Consider the following 19572-nt stretch of genomic DNA (forward strand, 5'->3'; position numbering starts at 1 on the left):
GGAGAACTGCGCGAAGCGGCGGCACGCCGACGCCGTGCGAGGACGAGCGCCGTGCTGCCTGGAGGCCGCGGCGGACGGGAGCCGGATGGAACGCCATGCCGCGGTGAGGACCGTCGCCGGGATCGGGGTCGGTGCGACGCTGCTCGGTGGTGCCGTGGCGGCGGGACTCGTCGCGGCGATGGCGAGGGTGGTGGTGACGCCGGACCGCCGACGGACCGAGCGCGTCCGGATCCACGCGGTGGACCTCCACGCGATGACGGTCACGCTCGGGCGATCGGCCGACACCGAGCTGTCCGGGCGGTACAGCCTGTGGTTCGGTGCCGGGACAGGGCACCTCCGCGTCGGCGACGTCCTCGGCACGAGCCCGACCACCGTGACCCGCCGCATCCTCGCCGTCGACACCGGGGATCCCCGTGGCGCCGTCCGCGGCAGGTGGGGTGGGTGGTTCTACCTCCACCCGTCGGAGCTCGACGTGCCGGTCGAGGACGTCGACGTCCGCACGCCCATCGGTCCGGCGCCGGCGTGGGCGGTGCGCGCCGCGGACCCGACGGCGCCGTGGGCGGTCCTCGTGCACGGGCGCGGGGTGACGCGTGCCGAGACCATCCGAGCGCTCCCGGTGTTCCGCGCCGCCGGGTACTCGGTCCTCCTCGCATCGTGGCGGAACGACGGCGTGGCACCCCGGACCGACGACGGCCGGTACGGCCTCGGGTCGACGGAGTGGGAGGACGTGGACGCGGCACTCCGGTGGGTCGTCGACCAGGGTGCGACGAGCGTCGTGCTGATGGGCTGGTCGATGGGCGGCGCGGTCGTGCTGCAGACCCTCGTCCGTTCGCAGCTCGCCCACGTCGTCGACGGGATCGTCCTCGAGTCGCCGGTCGTCGACTGGGACGCCGTGCTCCGCTCGCAGAGCGCGGAGATCGGACTGCCCCGCTTCGTCCGGCCCGCGGTCGAGCGACTCCTCCGGACGCCGTTCCTGCACCGCATGGCGGGGTCCGAGCGGACGATCGACCTCCGTGAGCTGGACATGGTCGCACGCGCGGACGAACTCGACGTGCCGGTGCTCGTGCTGCACAGCGACGACGACGGCTTCGTCCCGTCGACCGCCTCGCACGCGCTGGCGGCGGCCCGTCCGGACATCGTCCGCCTCGAGGTCACCACCGGGGCACGGCACACCAAGCTCTGGAACCACGACGCCGACTGGTTCGACGCGCGGATCATGGCGTGGCTGACCGAAGTGGTCCGCCGGCGGGTCCGGACCTGACGGGTGCGGACCTGACGGGGGCGAACCGCGACCGACCGCGTGGTCAGGCGGTCTCGGCGGCCTTCGCGCGCACCTGCCGCTGGACCCGGCCGAGCATCCCCACCATGCCGCGGATCCGGAGCGGGCTGACCGCCTCGCTCAGACCGAGTGTCAGCGGGTAGTCGTTCGGAACCCCGAGGACCTGTTCGACGCTGAGACCGCTGAGCCCCTGCGCGAGGATGCTCGCGAACCCGCGTGTCGTCGGGGACTCGGCCGGCGCCGTCGCGTGCATCCGGACCACGTCGGACGCGTCCGGTGCGGCCCCGACCGTGACGAACACGAACACCGGCGACTGGCACTCCTCGACGCGCTCGAGCAGGTCCGGGTGGTCCGCGTACTCCGATGGGAGCGCGGGGAGCTCGTTCGAGAACTCGAGGAGCAGCTGCAGTCGGTCCGGCACCCCGAGCGCCAGGAAGTCGTCCCGGATCCCGGCGAGGGCCGCGGGGAGCTCGTCGGTCATCGGGTGGCGACGCTCCCGGGCTCGCTCCCGGTGACGATCGGGACCCGAACCGCGCTGCCCCACTCGGTCCACGAGCCGTCGTAGTTCCGGACGTCGGCGAGTCCGAGCAGGTGCTGGAGGACGAACCACGTGTGGCTCGACCGCTCGCCGATCCGGCAGTACGCGATCACGGCGTCGTCGTCGGACAGGCCGGCACCGTCGCGGTAGATCGTCTCGAGCTCGGCGCGCGGCCGGAAGGTCCCGTCGGTGTCCGCGGCGGTGGCCCACGGGATGTTCACGGCGGTCGGGATGTGCCCGGCGCGGAGCGCGCCCTCCTCCGGGTGGTCGGGGGCGGTGGTGCGCTCGCCGGAGTACTCCGGGGCGCTCCGGACGTCGATGAGCGGCGACGAGCCGAGCCCCGCGACGACGTCGTCGCGGAACGCGCGGATCGCGTCGTCGGAGCGCTCGACCACCGGGTAGTCGACCGCGGCGACGGTGGTGGCGTCGGTCGTGAGCGGGCGCCCCTCGGCGATCCACTTCGTCCGGCCGCCGTCGAGGAGACGGACGTCCTCGTGGCCGAACAGCGAGAACACCCACAGTGCGTACGCCGCCCACCAGTTGTTCTTGTCGCCGTACAGGACGACGGTGGTGTCACGGCCGATGCCCTTGCCGCCCACGAGTCGAGCGAACGCCTCGCCGTCGATGTAGTCGCGCTGCACCGGGTCGTTGAGGTCGGTGTGCCAGTCGATCTTGACGCTGCCCGGGACGTGGCCGGTCTCGTACAGCAGGACGTCCTCGTCGGACTCCACCACGACGAGGTCCGCGTTCCCGGCGTCGAGTTGCGACGCGAGCCACTCGGTCGAGACGAGCCGCTCGGGGTGGGCGTAGGCGGCGAACTTGTCGGACGGGTCGACCGGGGCGGTCATGGGTACCTCCTGCTGGGATGACGAGGGCGCGCGGCTAAGATCGACTGCGGCGCCAGGTCAACGGTACGCGGACGCACCGTGTTCCCGCTGCACCGTGACAGCGGCGCTGTGACAGTTGTGCTGTGACAGTTGTGCTGTGACAGTGGCGCTGTGACAGCTGCACCGAGACATCGGGCGTCGTCGCCGTGCTCGTTCCCCACCGGAGAGGCTCCTGGATGCCCGACGCCCCGTTCCCGCACCTCGTCGACCGGGACCCGAGCGTCACCCCCGAGCAGATGGCGGCCGCGCTCGTCCCGCCGCCGCAGTTCGAGTCGGCGTCGTTCGACTCGTACCGGCCCGACCCGGACTTCCCCTCGCAGGCCGCGGTCCGCGACACGGTGGCGGCGTTCGTGGCGTCGGCACCGACGGGCCGACGCGGTCTCTTCGGCCGGCGCCGGGCGCCCGAGGTCGCCGCGACGTCGGGCGTGTACCTCGACGGCGGGTTCGGCGTCGGCAAGACCCACCTGCTGGCCGCGGCCTACCACGCCGCCTCCGGACGGAAGACGTTCGGCACCTTCATCGAGTACACCGCCCTCGTCGGCGCGCTGGGGTTCCGAGGGACCGTCGACCTGCTCCGCGGGACCGCGCTCGTCTGCATCGACGAGTTCGAGCTCGACGACCCGGGCGACACCATGATGATGACCCGGCTCATCAAGGAGCTCGCCGACGACGGCACCCGGTTCGCGGCGACGTCCAACACACCGCCGGGCGCGCTCGGCGAGGGCCGGTTCGCGGCGCAGGACTTCCTCCGGGAGATCCAGGCGATGTCGGACCGGTTCGACACGATGCGGATCGACGGTCTGGACTTCCGCCGTCGGTCCACGGACGAGTCCGCGGCCACGGTCGACGACGTCGCCGCGGTCCTGCAGACCCTGCCGTCCGGCGCCCGCCCGGGAGGCCCGGGGAACGTCACCCAGGACGACTTCCGTGCCGTGGTGGGGCACCTGGCGTCGGTGCACCCGTCCCGGTACGTCGCGATGGTCGAGGGACTCGACGCGGTCGGACTCACGGACGTCGCGCCGTTCACCGACCAGACGGACGCGCTCCGGTGGGTCGCGCTCGTCGACCGGCTCTACGACGGACAGGTGCGCATCGTGGCGTCCGGCACGCCGCTCGACCAGGTGTACCCGGCGACCATGCTCGACGGCGGCTACCGGAAGAAGTACCTGCGCGCCGCGAGCCGCGTCGTGGCCCTCACCCGCGCCTCCTGACCGTCGCCGCGCTCGCGCAGCCCCTGTCCAGAGGACCGCCGGGCTGACGAAACACGACGTTTACATCCGGACGAATCGTGTTACACCGCCGAAACACCCCGAGTGCCGGAGCGAAACGTCACCTCGCGACACTGGGTGCACCCGAGGCGGACGCGTCGACACGCACCGAACGCAGCAGCACCGCCCGACGTGTCCCAGCAGTGCGAGCGAGAGGTGTTCAGATGATCGATCACGGTCAGACCGGCTTCATCCTGATCATGGCGGCCCTGGTGCTGTTCATGACCCCGGGGTTGGCGTTCTTCTACGGCGGTCTGGTCAAGGCCAAGAGCGTCATCAGCATGATGATGATGTCCTTCGGTGCCATCGGTCTTGTGAGCGTCCTCTGGGTGCTCTACGGCTACGCGATCTCGTTCGCGAACGACACCCCCGGCAGCCACGTGATCGGCAAGGTCGGCTTCTTCAGCATCGACCTCAACGAGATCGGCCTCGGGCAGGCGTTCGAGCAGGCGACGGCGCACACCCTGAACGCGACGTACCCCGACATGGCGTTCATCGGGTTCCAGGCGACCTTCGCGATCATCACCGTTGCGCTCATCTCGGGCGCGATCGCGGACCGCGCGAAGTTCGGCACCTGGATGGTCTTCGCGGGCATCTGGGTCACGGTCTGCTACTTCCCGGTCGCCTCGTGGGTGTTCAACCTCACCTCGGGCATGTTCGCGACCTGGGGCGTCATCGACTTCGCCGGCGGCACCGCGGTGCACATCGACGCCGGAGCGGCCGGCCTGGCGCTCGCCATCGTCCTCGGTCGCCGCGTCGGGTTCGCCAAGGGTGCGCACAAGCCGCACAACCCGCCCTTCGTGCTCCTCGGCGCCGGCATCCTCTGGTTCGGCTGGTTCGGCTTCAACGCGGGCTCCGAGGGCAACGCCGACGGCATCGCCTCGCTCGCCTGGGTGAACACGCTCGCCGCACCCGCCGCGGCCGTCCTCGGCTGGCTCCTCATCGAGAAGATCCGTGACGGCAAGGCCACGTCGATCGGTGCCGCGTCCGGCGCCGTCACCGGTCTCGTCGCGATCACCCCGGCGTGTGCCGCACTGACGCCCGGTTGGGGCCTGCTGCTCGGGTTCGTCTCCGGCATCCTCTGCTGCTTCGCGATCGACTGGAAGTACAAGCTCGGCTTCGACGACTCGCTCGACGTCGTGGGCGTGCACCTCGTCGGCGGCATCTTCGGCACGCTGTTCCTCGGGATCTTCGCCAACGGCACCGGCCTGATCTACTCCGGCTCGTTCGTCCAGCTCGGCAAGCAGGCCACCGCGGCCGGCGTCGTGCTCGTCTACTCGTTCGTCCTGGCCTTCGTCATCGGCTGGATCCTCGAGAAGACGATGGGCTTCCGCGTGAAGACCGAGGACGAGGTCGCGGGCATCGACACCGCCGTCCACGGCGAGGAGGGCTACGTCCTCTTCGAGGAGGAGGACCGGACGCCGATCACGGTCGGTGCCCGGCGGTAGCTCCGGCGCCGGAGTCTTCCGGAAGACACGAAGTCGGCCGGTTCTCGCAGGGAGACAACCCTGCGAGAACCGGCCGACTTCGTGTTCCGCGGAGGAGGAGGGCGGAGGGAGCGCAAGACTGGGCGCATGACGACGTCGACGCTGACCAACCTCCGCGAGGTCGGGGGACCCGGACTGCAGGTCGGTCGGCCGCGGACCGTGTTCCGGTCGAACACCGAGCCGGGCGTCGACGCCGACGCCTACCCGACGTCACTCAGCGCCGTGGTCGACCTCCGCCGCGACGACGAACTCGACGCCGTCCCCCACCCGCTCCGGGACTCCGCCGGGTACCGGTCCGTCCCGCTCTTCGACCCGTCCGAGGTCGAGACCGCGGACATGTCGGCACCCCTCGAAGCGCAGTACCTCGACTGGCTCGTCCGACATCGCGGCACGATCGCCGAGGTGTTCCGCACGCTGTCCGGGACACCGGGCGACGTGCTCGTGTGCTGCTCGGCCGGCAAGGACCGCACCGGCGTGGTGAGCGCGTTGCTCGCACGACTGTGGGGTGCGGACCTCGACCGGGTCGGCGCGGACTACGGGGCGACGGCGGACGCGCTGGCGGAGAGGTTCGCGCGCGAGCGGTCGGTCGCCGAGCAGTCCGGTCCGGAGGCGGCGCGGATCTCCCGCATCATGCAGCGCTGCGTCCCGGAGGTCGCGGTCCACGTCGTCGAGCAGGTCGAGGAGCGCTACGGGTCGGTGCGCGGGTACCTCCGGTGGATCGGTCTGAGCGACCGCGAGGTCGATCGGTTGTAGCCGCCGGCCGATCGACCTCGCGGCCGTCGCAGCTCACCAGGCGAAGTCCTCCGGCGAGGTCTTGTGCCCCGGGAAGATCTCGTCGAGGCGGTCGAGTGTCGCCTGGTCCAGGTGGATGTCGACCGAGCGGACGGCGGACTCCCACTGTTCCATCGTCCGCGGACCGGTGATCGGCCCGGTGACGCCCGGCTGGTGCAGGAGCCACGCGAGCGCGAGTTCGCCCGGGGTGTGCCCGAGCTCCTTCGCGAAGCCCTCGTACGTGGTGAGCTGCTCACGGTGGCTGTCGACGTACTCGGCGCTCCGACCTTCGAGCCGGCGCGATCCTTCCTCGGTCTTCTCGATGATGCCGCCGAGGAGTCCGCCCTGGAGCGGCGACCAGGGGATCACACCGAGGCCGTAGTGCTGCGCGGCAGGCAGGACCTCGCGCTCGACGTCACGGACGACGAGGTTGTAGATCGACTGCTCGCTGACGAGCCCGAGGAAGTTGCGCGAACGCGCGGCCTCCTGGGCCTGGGCGATGTGCCACCCGGCGAAGTTCGACGACCCGACGTAGAGGATCTTGCCCTGCTGGACAGCGAGCTCCATGGCCTGCCAGATCTCGTCCCACGGCGTGTCCCGGTCGACGTGGTGCATCTGGTAGAGGTCGATGTGGTCGGTCTGCAGGCGACGGAGCGACGCGTCGAGGGACTGTCGGATGTTGACCGCCGAGAGCTTGCCGCCGTTCGGCCAGTCGAGCATGTCGCCGTAGACCTTCGTCGCGAGCACGGTCTTCTCGCGTCGCCCGCCACCCTTGGCGAACCAGCGCCCGATGATCTCCTCGGTCGCGCCCTTGCCGACCGATCCGCCGTAGCCGTTCGCGGTGTCGAAGAAGTTGACGCCGAGCTCGTGCGCCCGGTCCATGATCGCGTGCGAGTCGTCCTCGCTGGTCTGTGGTCCGAAGTTCATCGTGCCGAGGACCGCACGGGAGACGGACAGCCCTGTCCTGCCGAGGTGTGTGTATTCCATGGTCCCGGTCTACGCCCCGGCCACGGACACCCGCTCAGACGATGGCAACAGACCCGACAAGTTGCCACGGGCATCGTTGGAGAGGACGTGACGATGCGGTTCCCGGTCAGCCGGTAACGTCGCTCGGGTGAAGATCCAGGGAGCTCCGGGCAGCCGCATCGTCGGGTTCGGGCACTACCAGCCAGAGCGCGTGATGACCAACGACGACCTCGCGGAGATCGTCGACACGAACGACGAGTGGATCCGGACCCGCACCGGCATCCGGACGCGCCACATCGGCGGCGAGTCGGACACCGTCACGAGCATGGCGATCGAGGCCGGGCGGGCCGCCCTCGCCGACGCCGGGATCGACGCGGGTGAGGTCGACCAGGTCATCGTCGCGTCGACGAGCCACCGCGACCGGGCACCGTACTCGGCGGGTCGCGTCGCCGTCGGCCTCGAGGTCGGCACCGCGATGCCGCTCGACGTCAACACGGCGTGCAGCGGCTTCGAGTCCGCGGTCGCCCTCGCTGACATGTCGATCCGCACCGGGTCCGCCACCACCAGCCTCGTCATCGGGTCGGAACTCATCTCGGGCATCGTCGACTGGACGGACCGGTCGACGTGCGTGCTCATCGGCGACGGGGCGGGCGCCGCGGTCGTCCAGCGGAGCGAGACACCGGAGATCGGGCAGGTCTCGTGGGGGAGCGTGCCGCACCTGCTCCGCGCCGTCCTGGTCGAGGGCGACCCGGAGCGCTTCTCACAGGAGGGCCGGTCGATCTACCGTTGGGCGATCACCGAGGCCGAGGGGCACGCCCGCGCCGTCGTCGAGAAGGCCGGACTCACGATGGACGACATCCAGGTCTTCGCGTTCCACCAGGCGAACCTCCGCATCATCGAGCCACTCGCGAAGGCGCTCGGCGCGGAGGACCGGTTCGTCCTCGCCGACGTGGTCGACTCCGGGAACACGTCGGCGGCGAGCGTCCCGCTCGGGCTCTCGAAGGCGTGGGCGCGCGGCGACCTCCCGGAGGGCGTCCCCGCGCTCCTGTTCGGCTTCGGCGGCGGGTTCACGCACGCCGGCCAGGTGATCACCACCCCGACCAGACGCTGACGACGCCGGTCGCGGTCGCGACCCGGACTGGAGGCGCGGTCCGGGCCGCCCCGCGCCTCCAGACCGGCTCGTGTCGGGTCGTCGGGACTCAGACCTCGCGGTCCTGGCCCCGCTGGTCGTCGCCCGCGTGCTTCCGGCGCCACGGGAGCGCGCGACGTTCGCCGGGTGCCGTCACGGTCCGCGGCGTCCGTCCGCGCTTCGGTTCGATCGGGTACGGGAACGACGACGGCGGCGTGCCGAACGCCGAGCGGGAGCTGTCGACGACCTTGCGACCGAGCGCGTGGTTGCCGATGCCGCCGACGACCGCACCGATGCCGAACGGGATCGCACGGCCGATGACGCTCGTGCCCTGACGCAGGGCGAACCGCTTGACGAACGTGTCGCGGAGCTGGTTCGCGATCCCGCCCATCGCCGAGCGCGGGATGCTCGAGGTGATCATCTCGCCCCAGAACTTGTCCCGGGCCGGTCCGCCGCCGGCCTGAGCAGCGAGCTGCTTGACGAGCGAGGTCCCCGGTGCGCCGAGGATCATCGCCATGACGAGCGTCCGGGCGCGGTCCGGGTCGGTCATCGCGATGCCGTGCACCTCGGTGACGGACTGGGCGAACAACGCACTCGTCTCGAGGAACCCGACGGTCTCGGCACCGGTCAGGCCGAGGCTCGCGGCGAAGCCCACGCCGGGGATCACGGCGCTCGCGCCGACCGCCGCGCCGCCCGAGGTCACCGCCGTGAGGTAGTGGCGTTCGAGGATGCGGATGATGTCGGCGGGCGACGCGTCCGGGTGGGCGCGGCGGAGCCGATCGACGTGGGCCACCACCACGGGACGCTGCACGCTGATCACCCGGTCGAGCGTCCCGAGCCAGCGGGGGGTCTTCTCGTTCGCGACGCGTGCGCCGTCGGTGTCGGGAGCGGGGGTGAGGTCGGGGACGGGGACGATCGCCCGGCCGTCGTCGGGAGTTCCACGTTTCGCCATTGGTGCACCCTACGCGGTGTCGTCCGGGGGTTCCGGGGCCATGTGCAGCAGGGTGGACCCGTGCTCACACTCCCGGTCGTCGTCTCGACGCTCCTCGGGGTGTCCGTGCTGGTCGCGCTCGCGACGGGCGTGCTGCTCGCCGTCCGGGCCCCGCACCCGTTCGCGCCGGCCCTGGCCGTGCTCCGGGGGACGCTGCAGCTCGCGGCCATCAGCCTGGTGCTCGCGGGGGTGATCCGGGATCCGTGGTGGATCGCGCTCGCACTCGCGGTGATGTTCGGTGTCGCGACGTGGACGGCCACCCGGCGGCTCGGGACCGTCCGCACCCACCTGTGGCCCGTGACGTGCGCGATGGGCACGGGTGTCGTCGTCGCGCTCCTGCTCGTGTTCGCGACGGGGGCCATCGCGTTCTCGCCCCGGTACGTGCTCGCGATCGGGGGGATCGTGATCGGGAACGCGATGACGATCGCGACGCTGAGCGGGCGGCGGTTCGTCGAGCTCGCGGACGACCGGTGGGAGGAGGTCGAGGGGTGGCTCGCACTCGGGGCGACGCCGCGTCGAGCGACGGCGGACCTCGTGCGGCGGGCGATCCACGCGGCGATGGTGCCGACGACCGACCAGACGAGGACCACCGGGCTCGTCACGCTGCCCGGCGCGTTCGTCGGCGCGGTCTTCGGGGGCGTGTCGCCGCTCGAGGCCGGACGGTTCCAGATCGTCGTGCTCGCGGCGATCATCGGGGCCGGTGCCGTCGTCGCGGTGGTGCTGACGCGGTGGCTCGGGCCGGTCCGCGTGCGGCCGCTGCCGCTCGACGGACGGTGATCGTCGGGGGTCGGGGGCCGGGCGTCGGGCGTCGGGCGTCTGGCGTCGGACCTCGGACGCTGAGCCGCGTCAGTGCGTGGGGTCTCGTCGGGGTCCGACCTGCCCCGTCGATGCCCACCCGGTGAGTGCGAGGAGCTCGACCGCGACCTGGTCCGGCGTCCGGCCGCTGGTGTCGAGTCGATGGACGTCCGCACCGGCGTCGCGGTCGAGACGGGCGGCAGCCGCAGCGCTCTTCGCGATCGATCGTTCGAGCTCGGCGCCCTGTTCCCGCCCGGACAGTCGTCGCGCCGCGGTCGTGTCGTCCGCGAGCAGCAGCACCCCGACCACCTGCGGGTCGTCCCCCATCGCTGCGGACAGGTGGTGGGCCTCCAGGACGGCGACGGTGTTCGTGTACACGAGCCGACGGTGGCCGATCGCGCGGTAGTTGCCCCAGATCGCCGCGAGGTTCCGTGCTGCGAGGTCGTGACCGTGCTCCCACGGGGCGGGGTGTGCGAGGTCGAGGGTGTCGCCCTCGATCACGGCGTGCCGGACGTCGAGGCCGGTGAGCAGGACGTGCAGTGCCGCGGCCGCCGAGGTCTTGCCGACACCCGACCGGCCGCCGATGAACAGGACTTCGGAGTCGCTCATCGGCACAGTGTCCCAGAACGTGGACCGGACACCCGGCAGGGACCGCCGCCGCGTCAGCTCCGCGTCAGCACCGCACGGAGCGGGAACTCCTGGTCCTCGAGGATGAACTGCGCCCCGATGCCGGTCCGCGCGTTGACGACGATCGGCGCGAGCAGGTTGACCGTGGTCTCCGCCTCGGCCGGGTTCGCGACGACGAGGAGCATCGCCTCGGCAGCGTCCCGCAGGTCGAGGATCGTCGTCTGCTCGTCGGAGATCACCGGCGCGTACGACGACAGGTGCACCGCCGCGTCGAGGACGTAGAGCCGCGGGTCGGTGGTGCCGGACTCGGTCGTCCCGGTCCCGACGAGCGCGAACAGTCCGTCCGCACCGGGGACCTCGTCGAGGGTGAACCGCGAGAGCGGCTCGAGGCCGAACGGGGCGATCGCGAATGCGAGGTGGATGCTCATCGGAGGTAGTCCATCAGGGTCGGTTGCAGTGTCTTCGCCGTGACGGCGAGTGCTGCCTGGTAGTTGGTCTGCTGGATCTGCAGGTCGAGGATCGCGCTCGCGACGTCCTTGTCCTCGACCTGGGCGCGCTGGCCCTCGAGGGTGACCTTCTGCGAGGCGAGGGTCTCCTTCGCCGACAGGACGGCGGCATGTCGCGTCCCGACGTCCGCCTGGACGCCGCGGAGGGCGCTCAGACGGCTGTCGATCTCGTTGAGCCGCGGGTTCACGTTGACGCCCTTCTGCAGGTCGCTCACGACGTTGTCGATGAGGGTGAAGACGGAGTCGGCGCCGGTGCCGAACACGGCGCTGCCGTCGGTGTCGACGCGCACCGTCGTCCCCGAGGCGATCCGGCGGGTGACCGTCGCGTCGGCGGTCCCGTTCCAGGTGAAGTCGTCGTCGAAGGCAGCCGACGAGTCCGTGCTGCCGGCGAACACCGGTCGCCCGGCGTACGTCGCGTTTGCGTCCTGCAGCAGGCTCTGCTTGAGGCCCTGCAGCTGCGTCACGATCGCATCGCGGTCGGTGGGACCGAGGGTGCCGTCGTTCGCACCCTGCACGGTGAGGTCGCGGAACGTGTTCATCACCGAGTAGACGCCCGCGAGCGTCGAGTCGGTGGTGTCGAGCCACCCGGCGCCGCTGTCGGCGTTCCGGGCGTACTGCGCGTTCTGCGCCTGCTCGCTGCGGACCGCGATCGACCGGCCGGTGCCGACGGGGTCGTCCGAGGGGACGGTGATGTTCTTCAGCGACGTCGCCTGGTCGGACAGCTGCGCGAGCTTGGCGGCGCCGGCCTGGAGCCGCTGCTGGGCGGCGGCCATGGACATCTGCGTGGTGACCCTGGTGAGCACGATCAGCCCCTCCCGACGAGTCCGACGTGGTTGATGAGCGTGTCGAGCATCTCGTCGACCGCGGTGAGCACCCGGGCGGCGCCCTGGTACGCGTGCTGGTAGGTCAGCAGGTTGACGTTCTCCTCGTCGAGGTCGACGCCCGCGCCGGACTGCTGCTGCGTCGCGGCACTCGTCGCGGCGAGGCCGGTGAGCGTCGTCGCGTTCGCGGCCGCCTTCGCGACCGTGCCGATCCCGGTGACGAGGTTCGACCATGCCGCGTCGGCGCCGGTGGTGCTCGTCGTGAGCTGCCCGATGGCGTCGGCGACCTTGCCGGAGTAGGCACCCGAGGCGTCGCGGGTCGCGAGCCCGGACCCGTCGGTGGCGAGCACCGTGAGGCCCTGCGCCGCGGGGACGCCGGGGGTGGTCCCGAAAAAGTCGACGCCGGTGGCCCCGGTCGAGGTGTACCCGGTCCGGTGCAGCGCGTTCACCTGGGCGGCGAGGGTGGTCGCGACCCGGTCGTAGCCGGCCGACGCCTCGGCGAGGGCGCCGCCGGTGCCGGTGGCGTTCGCGGGGGCGATCGTGGAGAGGGTCCCGGCGATGCTGCCGCCGTCGAGCGAGACCGCCGACCCGGAACCCCCGACCCAGGAGAGCGTGACGGGCGCACCGGCGGCGTCGGCGAGCCGGCCCGCGCCGGACACGGCGATCGACCGGGCAGACGTTCCGCGCACGAGCGCGTTCCCGCCGACGACGACGTCGACCGTGCCGTCGCCGTTGTCGCGGACGGTCGCCCCGGAGAGCGTCGCGATCTGCTTCGTCAGGACGTCGCGCTGGTCCGAGAGCTCGTTGACCGAACCGCCGGCGGCCTTCGTCGTCCGGATCTGCGCGTTGAGGTCCGCGACCTGCGACGCCGCGCTGTTCAGCTCGGACACGGACGTGTCGACCGACCGGCGCGCGGACGTCCACTGCGTGTCGATCGCCTGCGAGCCGGTCTGCAGGGTGGTCGCCACCTGTGCGGCGGTGCTCAGGACGACACCGGCCGAGGCCGGGTCGGACGGATCGTTCTGGAGGCCCGTCCAGGCCGCCCACATCGTGTCCAGTCGTGCGGACAACCCGTTGGCACCGGGCTCGTTCAGGGACCCCTCGAGGGTCGACAGGGCCGACGAGCGGGCCGTCGCGAACCCGGAGGCGGCGGACGACGCGCGGACCTGCGCGTCGAGGGTCATGTTCGACAGGCGTGCGATCCCGTCCACGGAGACACCCTGCCCGACGAGTGCGTTCGTGCCGTGCAGCCAGCCGGTCTGTGCGACCGGGGGCACCGACGACTGGGTCACGCGCTGACGGGTGTAGCCCTCGGTCCCGGCGTTCGCGATGTTCTGCCCGACGACGTCGAGCCCGGTCCGCGCTGCGGTGAGGCCGGAGTACGCGACGCTCAGTCCGCCGAAGGTGCTGACCATGGTCTAGAGGTTCCCGTCGAAGATGCGGGCGCCGGTCGAGCCGACCCCGGAGGTCCCGCGCACGTCGTACGTCGCGGTGTCGCCGACGGCACCGGCGAGGGTCTCCTGCGTCGCGCGGGCGGCGGCACGGAGGAACCGGTCGTTCTCGTCGCGGAGGCCCGCGATCTGCGTGGTGAGCTCGATCATCGCGCGGAGGTGTGCACCGAGGATGTCGCCCCACGGCCCGGCGGGTGCGGCGGCGACGATCTCGCGGAGCGGCGCGTCCGACGGGGTGCCCCACTCCTCGGCGATGGCCGCGGACTCCATCGAGCGCTCGAGCCCGACGGCGCGGAGGCGCTCGAGGACCTGCTCGACCTCGCGGCTCGCGTGGTCGATCCAGCGCGAGCGTCCCGCGGTGAGGAGCAGCTGCTCCTCCTCGAGCTTGAAGGTCAGGAGCTCGAGCAGCTCGCGCTCCCGCCACAGCACGGCAGACAGTTCGTTCACGCCCAAGGTCTCCTCCCTCCACGTCGACGCAGCAGGTGCCGCGTCCGTCTCGTGTCGTCGAGGAGCACTATCGGCGGTCCGGCCCCGTCCGTTAGGCCGGGATCCCGACCCGGCCGCCTACCCGGCCGATCATCCGTCGACAAGGTGCTCCACACCTCCAGTTCGGGGCACGAACGCGGGCCGGTCCGCCGAACGGGGGACCCCCACTCGGGGGCGGAATGCCCCGGAACCACGGCGGGAACCCCCGGACTGGGGACGGATGAGGGGCTGTACAGCACTCGGCGTCTCGATAGATTTCCTGTGCAGGCGGGGGACGTCCTCCGCCGGGCCCGGACTCACGGTTCCGGACAACCCATGCACCGCCCGGACGGAACCGGGCGGTCTTCGAGGGGTCTCCTCGGCGTGCCAGTGCGCCGGAGATCCGTCGCGCCCACGGACGGGTGAGCACGGCATCGGACAGCCGATGTCGACCGACCGGACCAGACCAGGGGACAGGCACATGGAGCGCACGGCACGCAACGCGATGGTGGTCGAGAACCTCCCGCTCGTCGGGTACCTCGTCGCCGAGGTCTGCGCACGCGCCACCCACCTGTCCCGTGACGACCTCGCATCGGTCGGGGCGCTCGCCCTCGTCACCGCCGCGGACGCGTTCGACCCGGACCTCGGTGTCCCGTTCGGCGCCTACGCCCGGACCCGCATCATGGGTGCGTTCGCCGACGACATGCGCGCCGGGGACTGGGCCAGCCGAGGCACGCGGAAGCGCATCAAGGAGACGATGGCCGTCCAGGAGACGCTCACCGCCCAGCTCGGCCGGCACGCGTCCGTGAAGGAGATCGCCGACACGCTCGGCGTCGACCGCCAGACCGCGGCCGACGCCCTCACCGATGCCGCACGCACCGTCGGCACCATCGACGACACCGTCCACGACTCACTCGCCACCGAGCTCCCGCTGCCCGGGGACGACCTGCTCGCCACCGAACGGGTGCGCTACCTCCGCGCTGCGGTCGAGGCCCTCCCCGAGCGCATGCGGTTCATCGTCGAGTCGGTGTACTTCGGCGACCGCACCGTCACCGAGGTCGCCGAGGAGCTCGGGATCACCCACTCCGCCGTGTCGCAGCAGCGGTCCGAGGCGATGCGCCTGCTCCGCGACGGACTCGCCACGCACTACGCCGACGAGCCCGGTGCCGAGGTCGAACCGCAGTCTCGGACCACCCCCGCCCGCCGGAGCGTCTACCTCGCCCGTGTCGCCGCGAACGCCGCGGTCGGCATCGCACGCGTCATGCACGAACCGCTCCCGCACAACGCGGCGGCGGCCGGATGACCACATCGCCGGAAAAAACCTCGGCGAACTCCTAACGGTCTCGGCCATCCGGTCGAGAGTCCTCACTGTCAGCCCACGGACGGGCAGACGCACCACACCCACACTTCACGGAGGAATTCATCATGGGTATGTCCATCAACACCAACCTCTCGGCACTCAACACGTACCGGAACCTCAACTCGACGCAGAACGACCTGTCGAAGTCCCTCGAGAAGCTCTCGAGCGGCCTCCGCATCAACCGTGCTGCCGACGACGCGGCCGGCCTGTCGATCTCCGAGGGGCTGAAGTCGCAGGTCGGTGGCCTCACGGTCGCAGCCCGCAACGCACAGGACGGCATCTCCGTCGTGCAGACCGCTGAAGGTGGCCTCACCGAGACCCACTCGATCCTCCAGCGCATGCGTGACCTGGCCGTCCAGGCCGGCAACGACTCGAACAACGCCGACTCGCGCACCGCGATCTCGACCGAGGTCGACTCGCTGCAGAAGGAGCTCACCCGCATCGCGGGCTCGACGAACTTCAACGGCATCAACCTGCTCGACGGCACCGCCGGCACCGGCAAGAACGGCGTCCTGAACTTCCAGGTCGGCGCGAACGGCGACGCGAACAGCCAGATCACGGTCGACCTCTCGGGTGCGAACGTGGCCAAGATCGCGGCGAAGCTCACCTCGGGCACCGGCAGCACCGGGACCTCCTCGGCCGTCGCCGACGTCACGAAGCTCGGCGGCGACGTCACCTTCGCGACCGCCGGCACGTCGGTCAAGGTCACCTCGATGGGTGCCGCCGGCACCTACGCGAGCGTCGCGGACTACGCGGCGGACCTCAAGAAGGACGCCACCTTCTCGGCGAACTTCGACGTGACCGTCCAGACCGACGCGAACGGTGCCGGCAACGGCATCCTCGTCACGGCCAAGGACGGCACCGACGTCACGACGATCACGGGTGCGGGCCTCGGCGCCGCAACCGTCGGTGCCGCCGCGACGACGGGTCTGCAGTTCGACTCCGCCGCGCACGCGCAGGCAGCGATCAAGACGATCGACGACCAGATCACGGCCGTCTCGACCGCTCGTTCCAAGATCGGCGCGATCCAGAACCGCTTCGACCACGCCATCAACGTGACGAACGTGGCCAAGGAGAACCTGACCGCGGCCGGCTCCCGCATCACCGACGTCGACATGGCGGAGGAGATGGTCAAGTACACGCGCGACAACATCCTCAGCCAGGCCGGCACGTCGATGCTCGCGCAGGCGAACCAGAGCACGCAGGGCGTCCTCTCGCTCCTCCGCTAGCCGGAGACGGGGCGGGCCGGTCGCGGCCCGCCCCGACCCCGCGATGCTCCGTCGCCGCCACCGGGAACCGTTCGGGTGTCCTCGGTGGCGGCGGCACCGTCCGCGCGCTGTGCGAGCGGCACCGTCCGCGCGCTGTGCGAGCGGCGCCGTCCGCGCCGGGTACGCGCGGCGCCGCCCGCGCCGGGTGTGCGCGGCACCGTCCGCGCGCTGTGCGCGGTGACCATCCCCTCACGAACACCGACGAGGACAGGAGCACCCGATGTCGCTCGCCATCGACGGACTCGCCAGCGGACTCGACACCACGAGTCTCATCAACTCGCTGATGACCATCGAGCAGCAACCCCAGACCCTGCTGAAGTCGAAGGTCACCACGACCCAGTCCTTCATCTCGTCCCTCCAGACGATCAACGGCCAGATCCAGAACCTCGCGACGAAGGCGACCACCGCCGCCGCGAAGACGTCGCTCAACCTCTGGACCGCGTCGAGCAGCGCTCCGTCGGTGTCCGCGACGGCGACGGTCTCCGCGACCCCGGGTGCGATCTCGTTCACCGTCGGTTCGACGGCCGCGGCCCAGATCGGCGTCACCGCCGCGATGAGCACGTGGCCCGCGAACGCCGACGGGACGACCGCGCCGGCGATCACCCTCGTCGCCGCCGACGGCACGAAGACCGCCGTCACGGCGGCGTCGACCTCCCTCGACGACGTCGCGAGCGCGATCAACGGATCCGCCGCGGGCGTCAAGGCGGTCAAGGTGGCGTCCGGGACGGCATCGGACGGCACGAAGCAGTACCGACTGCAGCTCACGTCCACCACGACCGGTGCCGCAGGCGCGTTCTCGGTCTACCAGGGGACGGCCGACCAGGTCGACGCCGGGACCGCGACGAACGTGCTCGCGGAACCCGGCGCCGGCATCGTCACGAAGGCGTCCGACGCCGCGGTGACGCTCTGGGCCGGGACCGACGCCCAGCAGACGATCACGAGCAAGTCGAACTCGTTCACCGACCTGCTCCCGGGCCTCAACATCACCGTGAGCGCGACGAGCACGGACCCGGTCACCGTCACCGTCGGTCGGAACACGACCGCGGCGGCGGCGGTGGCGTCCGGACTCGTCGACCAGTTCAACGCGATCACGTCGTACTACGGCACGGCGACCGCGGTCACGACGTCGACGGACTCCACGACCGGAGCCACCACCACGACGAGCGGCACGCTCACCGGCGACGCCACGACGCGGTCCGCGATGCAGCGGCTCTCGAGTGCGATGTCCACCCCGGTGAACGGCAAGTCGCCGTCGTCGATCGGGATGTCGATCAACAAGGACGGCACGTTCACGTTCGACTCGAACGCGTTCCAGACCGCCCTCGCCGCAGACCCGGCCGGCGTGCAGTCGATGCTCTCCGGGATCGCGCAGAACGTCGCCGACGCCGCCAACGCCATGTCCGACAAGTACACCGGATCGATCACCACGGCGATCACCGGGCAGCAGTCGGTCGTCACGGACCTCAGCAAGCAGATCTCGGACTGGGACGACCGGCTCGCCGCGCGCAAGGCGTCGCTGCAGGCCGTCTACACGAACCTCGAGACGAGCTTGTCCACCCTCAAGTCCCAGTCGAGCTGGCTCACCAGCGCACTGTCCGGGCTCTCCACCTCCAGCAGTTGACGGAACCGACCACGATGAACACCTTCGACCTCGCGAGCGCCGCCGCGTTCCGCGCCGCCGCCAAGCCTCCTGCCGTCGCCGAGCAGCGCCGCGCGCAGTACAACGCCGAAGCCGTGCTGTCCGCGACGCCCGCGCAGCTCGTCACGATGCTCTACGACCGGCTGATGCTCGACCTGCACCGTGCCGTCGCCGCGCAGGAGACGGCCGACTGGGCCGCCGCCCGTGACCAGCTCATGCACGCGCAGGCGATCGTCGGCGAGCTCTCCAGCACGCTCCGCATCGACCTGTGGGACGGTGGCGAGGGCCTCCTCGCCATCTACAACTACGCGTCCACGTCGCTCGTCACGGCGAACGTGCACCGGGACGTGAACGCCACCCGCGACACCATCCGGATCCTCGAGCCCCTCCGCGCCGCGTGGCACGAGGCGGCCGCGACCATCCCCGCGCCGGGCTACCAGCAGCAGGGTGCACACCAGGGCGGAGCGCTCGGTGTCGCGTGACGCGGGGGAGACCCTCGCCGCGTGGCAGGCGGCCCTCGCCGAGCTCGAGGCCGCCGCAGGCATCGCCCCGGTCGCGGCCCGGGACGCGGTCGCGAACAGCCGTGCGACGGACGGGAGGCCCGTGGCGGCGTCTCCCGCGCCTCCCGTCCGGTGGTCCCCACCTGCCGGACTCGGTCCGCTCCCGCGATCGCTCGCGGGACGAGCCGCCCGGCTGCTGGCCGCGCAGCGGGACGCGATCGTCCGCGTCGACGAGGCCCGCCGCGCCGTGCTCGGACACCTCGGCGCCGTCCGCAGTGTCGAGGAGTCCCGCGGGCCGTCGCGGTCGGTGTACCTCGACGTGACGGGCTGAGTGCGCTGACGTTGCGGCTGCTGCGGGGGCGGCGGCTGCGGCTGCTGCGGGGGCGGCGGGGGCTGCTGCGGCGTAGTTCTCGTCGCGCAGGTGTGTCCCGTGTGCCTGTCGCTTCATGACCACGCATCGAGCGACATCTTCTGCCGGGAACGACGTCGTTTCTCGGCGAAGATGTCGCTCCATGCGGATGCATGCGGTTGCCGCATCATGACTACGTATCGAGCGACATTTCGCGCCGGAGGCGACGTCGTTTCTCGGCAAAGATGTCGCTCCATGCAAGTGCATGCGAGTGGTGGTGCCATCGCGGCGGTGGTGCCGTGCCGGTGCGTTCCGTGCGGTGGCCGCTTGATGACCGCGCATCGAGCGACATCTTCCGCCAGGAGCGACGTCGGATTTCGGCGAACATGTCGCTCCATGCCGATGCATCGTCTGCATGTGCATGAGGCGACATCTCCTGCCTGGGGCGACGTCGTTTCTCGGCGAGGATGTCGCC

20 protein-coding genes are annotated in these 19572 nt (G+C 71.2%); 11 read left to right on the plus strand and 9 right to left on the minus strand.

The window, feature by feature from the left end:
* Nucleotides 1-85 precede the first annotated feature (85 nt).
* Entirely contained in the window at nucleotides 86-1261 is a 1176-nt protein-coding gene (locus tag ACO0E0_RS07395; RefSeq protein WP_422870756.1) for an alpha/beta hydrolase family protein, read from the plus strand.
* A 43-nt stretch (nucleotides 1262-1304) separates the two neighbouring features.
* Here the strand turns inward: ACO0E0_RS07395 and ACO0E0_RS07400 are convergent, their stop codons facing one another.
* Together ACO0E0_RS07400 and ACO0E0_RS07405 are read right to left on the minus strand one after the other, a co-directional pair.
* Nucleotides 1305-1760 (minus strand): SufE family protein, encoded by a 456-nt coding sequence (locus tag ACO0E0_RS07400; RefSeq protein WP_422870757.1) that lies wholly within the window; start codon nucleotides 1758-1760, stop codon nucleotides 1305-1307.
* Nucleotides 1757-2665, minus strand: a complete 909-nt coding sequence (locus ACO0E0_RS07405; protein WP_422870758.1) for a sulfurtransferase — start codon at nucleotides 2663-2665, stop codon at nucleotides 1757-1759. The genes ACO0E0_RS07400 and ACO0E0_RS07405 overlap by 4 nt, the downstream gene beginning before the upstream one ends.
* A 215-nt stretch (nucleotides 2666-2880) precedes the next feature.
* Between ACO0E0_RS07405 and zapE the strand changes: the two genes are divergently transcribed.
* From zapE to ACO0E0_RS07420, 3 genes are all read left to right on the plus strand, one after another.
* On the plus strand, nucleotides 2881-3915 hold the full coding sequence (gene zapE, locus ACO0E0_RS07410) for a cell division protein ZapE (protein WP_422870759.1): 1035 nt from the start codon (nucleotides 2881-2883) through the stop codon (nucleotides 3913-3915).
* A gap of 224 nt (nucleotides 3916-4139) precedes the next feature.
* A complete protein-coding gene (locus ACO0E0_RS07415; RefSeq protein WP_422870897.1) occupies nucleotides 4140-5420 on the plus strand; it encodes an ammonium transporter in 1281 nt (426 codons plus the stop codon).
* A 126-nt stretch (nucleotides 5421-5546) separates the two neighbouring features.
* The gene (locus ACO0E0_RS07420) at nucleotides 5547-6212 is read left to right on the plus strand and encodes a tyrosine-protein phosphatase (protein WP_422870760.1); all 666 of its coding nucleotides are present in this window, start codon (nucleotides 5547-5549) and stop codon (nucleotides 6210-6212) included.
* A gap of 33 nt (nucleotides 6213-6245) precedes the next feature.
* On the opposite strand, the gene ACO0E0_RS07425 is transcribed toward ACO0E0_RS07420, so the two are convergent.
* Nucleotides 6246-7217 carry an aldo/keto reductase gene (locus ACO0E0_RS07425; protein ID WP_422870761.1) on the minus strand — a complete coding sequence of 324 codons (972 nt, stop codon included), beginning with the start codon at nucleotides 7215-7217 and terminating at the stop codon, nucleotides 6246-6248.
* A gap of 127 nt (nucleotides 7218-7344) precedes the next feature.
* Between ACO0E0_RS07425 and ACO0E0_RS07430 the strand changes: the two genes are divergently transcribed.
* Nucleotides 7345-8307 (plus strand): beta-ketoacyl-ACP synthase 3, encoded by a 963-nt coding sequence (locus ACO0E0_RS07430; RefSeq protein WP_422870762.1) that lies wholly within the window; start codon nucleotides 7345-7347, stop codon nucleotides 8305-8307.
* Nucleotides 8308-8395: 88 nt separating this feature from the next.
* Here ACO0E0_RS07430 and ACO0E0_RS07435 read toward each other — a convergent pair whose 3' ends face one another.
* Entirely contained in the window at nucleotides 8396-9277 is an 882-nt protein-coding gene (locus tag ACO0E0_RS07435) for a hypothetical protein (RefSeq protein WP_422870763.1), read from the minus strand.
* A 60-nt stretch (nucleotides 9278-9337) separates the two neighbouring features.
* Here ACO0E0_RS07435 and ACO0E0_RS07440 point away from each other — a divergent pair, with 60 nt between their 5' ends.
* The gene (locus tag ACO0E0_RS07440) at nucleotides 9338-10093 is read left to right on the plus strand and encodes an ABC transporter permease (protein WP_422870764.1); all 756 of its coding nucleotides are present in this window, start codon (nucleotides 9338-9340) and stop codon (nucleotides 10091-10093) included.
* 69 nt (nucleotides 10094-10162) lie between these two features.
* On the opposite strand, the gene ACO0E0_RS07445 is transcribed toward ACO0E0_RS07440, so the two are convergent.
* The 5 genes from ACO0E0_RS07445 to ACO0E0_RS07465 are packed head-to-tail and all read right to left on the minus strand — an operon-like array spanning nucleotide 10163 to nucleotide 13969.
* Complete coding sequence (locus ACO0E0_RS07445; protein WP_422870765.1) at nucleotides 10163-10720, minus strand: DEAD/DEAH box helicase family protein; 558 nt, start codon at nucleotides 10718-10720, stop codon at nucleotides 10163-10165.
* 53 nt (nucleotides 10721-10773) lie between these two features.
* Nucleotides 10774-11166 (minus strand): flagellar assembly protein FliW, encoded by a 393-nt coding sequence (gene fliW, locus ACO0E0_RS07450; protein WP_422870766.1) that lies wholly within the window; start codon nucleotides 11164-11166, stop codon nucleotides 10774-10776.
* A complete protein-coding gene (gene flgL, locus ACO0E0_RS07455; RefSeq protein WP_422870767.1) occupies nucleotides 11163-12047 on the minus strand; it encodes a flagellar hook-associated protein FlgL in 885 nt (294 codons plus the stop codon). Before flgL ends, fliW begins: the two co-directional genes overlap by 4 nt.
* A 2-nt stretch (nucleotides 12048-12049) precedes the next feature.
* The gene (flgK, locus tag ACO0E0_RS07460; RefSeq protein WP_422870768.1) at nucleotides 12050-13480 is read right to left on the minus strand and encodes a flagellar hook-associated protein FlgK; all 1431 of its coding nucleotides are present in this window, start codon (nucleotides 13478-13480) and stop codon (nucleotides 12050-12052) included.
* A gap of 3 nt (nucleotides 13481-13483) precedes the next feature.
* Nucleotides 13484-13969 carry a flagellar protein FlgN gene (locus tag ACO0E0_RS07465; RefSeq protein WP_422870769.1) on the minus strand — a complete coding sequence of 162 codons (486 nt, stop codon included), beginning with the start codon at nucleotides 13967-13969 and terminating at the stop codon, nucleotides 13484-13486.
* 493 nt (nucleotides 13970-14462) lie between these two features.
* On the opposite strand from ACO0E0_RS07465, the gene ACO0E0_RS07470 reads away from it, so the two are divergent.
* The 5 genes from ACO0E0_RS07470 (at nucleotide 14463) to ACO0E0_RS07490 (ending at nucleotide 19079) form a co-directional block, all read left to right on the plus strand.
* Nucleotides 14463-15284 (plus strand): sigma-70 family RNA polymerase sigma factor, encoded by an 822-nt coding sequence (locus tag ACO0E0_RS07470; protein ID WP_422870770.1) that lies wholly within the window; start codon nucleotides 14463-14465, stop codon nucleotides 15282-15284.
* Between the two features lie 122 nt (nucleotides 15285-15406).
* Nucleotides 15407-16570 (plus strand): flagellin N-terminal helical domain-containing protein, encoded by a 1164-nt coding sequence (locus tag ACO0E0_RS07475; RefSeq protein WP_422870771.1) that lies wholly within the window; start codon nucleotides 15407-15409, stop codon nucleotides 16568-16570.
* A gap of 259 nt (nucleotides 16571-16829) precedes the next feature.
* Nucleotides 16830-18230, plus strand: a complete 1401-nt coding sequence (gene fliD, locus ACO0E0_RS07480; RefSeq protein WP_422870772.1) for a flagellar filament capping protein FliD — start codon at nucleotides 16830-16832, stop codon at nucleotides 18228-18230.
* A 14-nt stretch (nucleotides 18231-18244) separates the two neighbouring features.
* The gene (locus ACO0E0_RS07485) at nucleotides 18245-18730 is read left to right on the plus strand and encodes a flagellar export chaperone FliS (RefSeq protein ID WP_422870773.1); all 486 of its coding nucleotides are present in this window, start codon (nucleotides 18245-18247) and stop codon (nucleotides 18728-18730) included.
* Nucleotides 18720-19079, plus strand: coding sequence for a hypothetical protein (locus ACO0E0_RS07490; protein ID WP_422870774.1), 360 nt, complete (start codon nucleotides 18720-18722; stop codon nucleotides 19077-19079). The genes ACO0E0_RS07485 and ACO0E0_RS07490 overlap by 11 nt, the downstream gene beginning before the upstream one ends.
* Nucleotides 19080-19572: the final 493 nt, after the last annotated feature.

The organism is Curtobacterium phyllosphaerae (assembly GCF_049341865.1).
Taxonomy (GTDB): Bacteria; Actinomycetota; Actinomycetes; order Actinomycetales; family Microbacteriaceae; genus Curtobacterium; species Curtobacterium phyllosphaerae.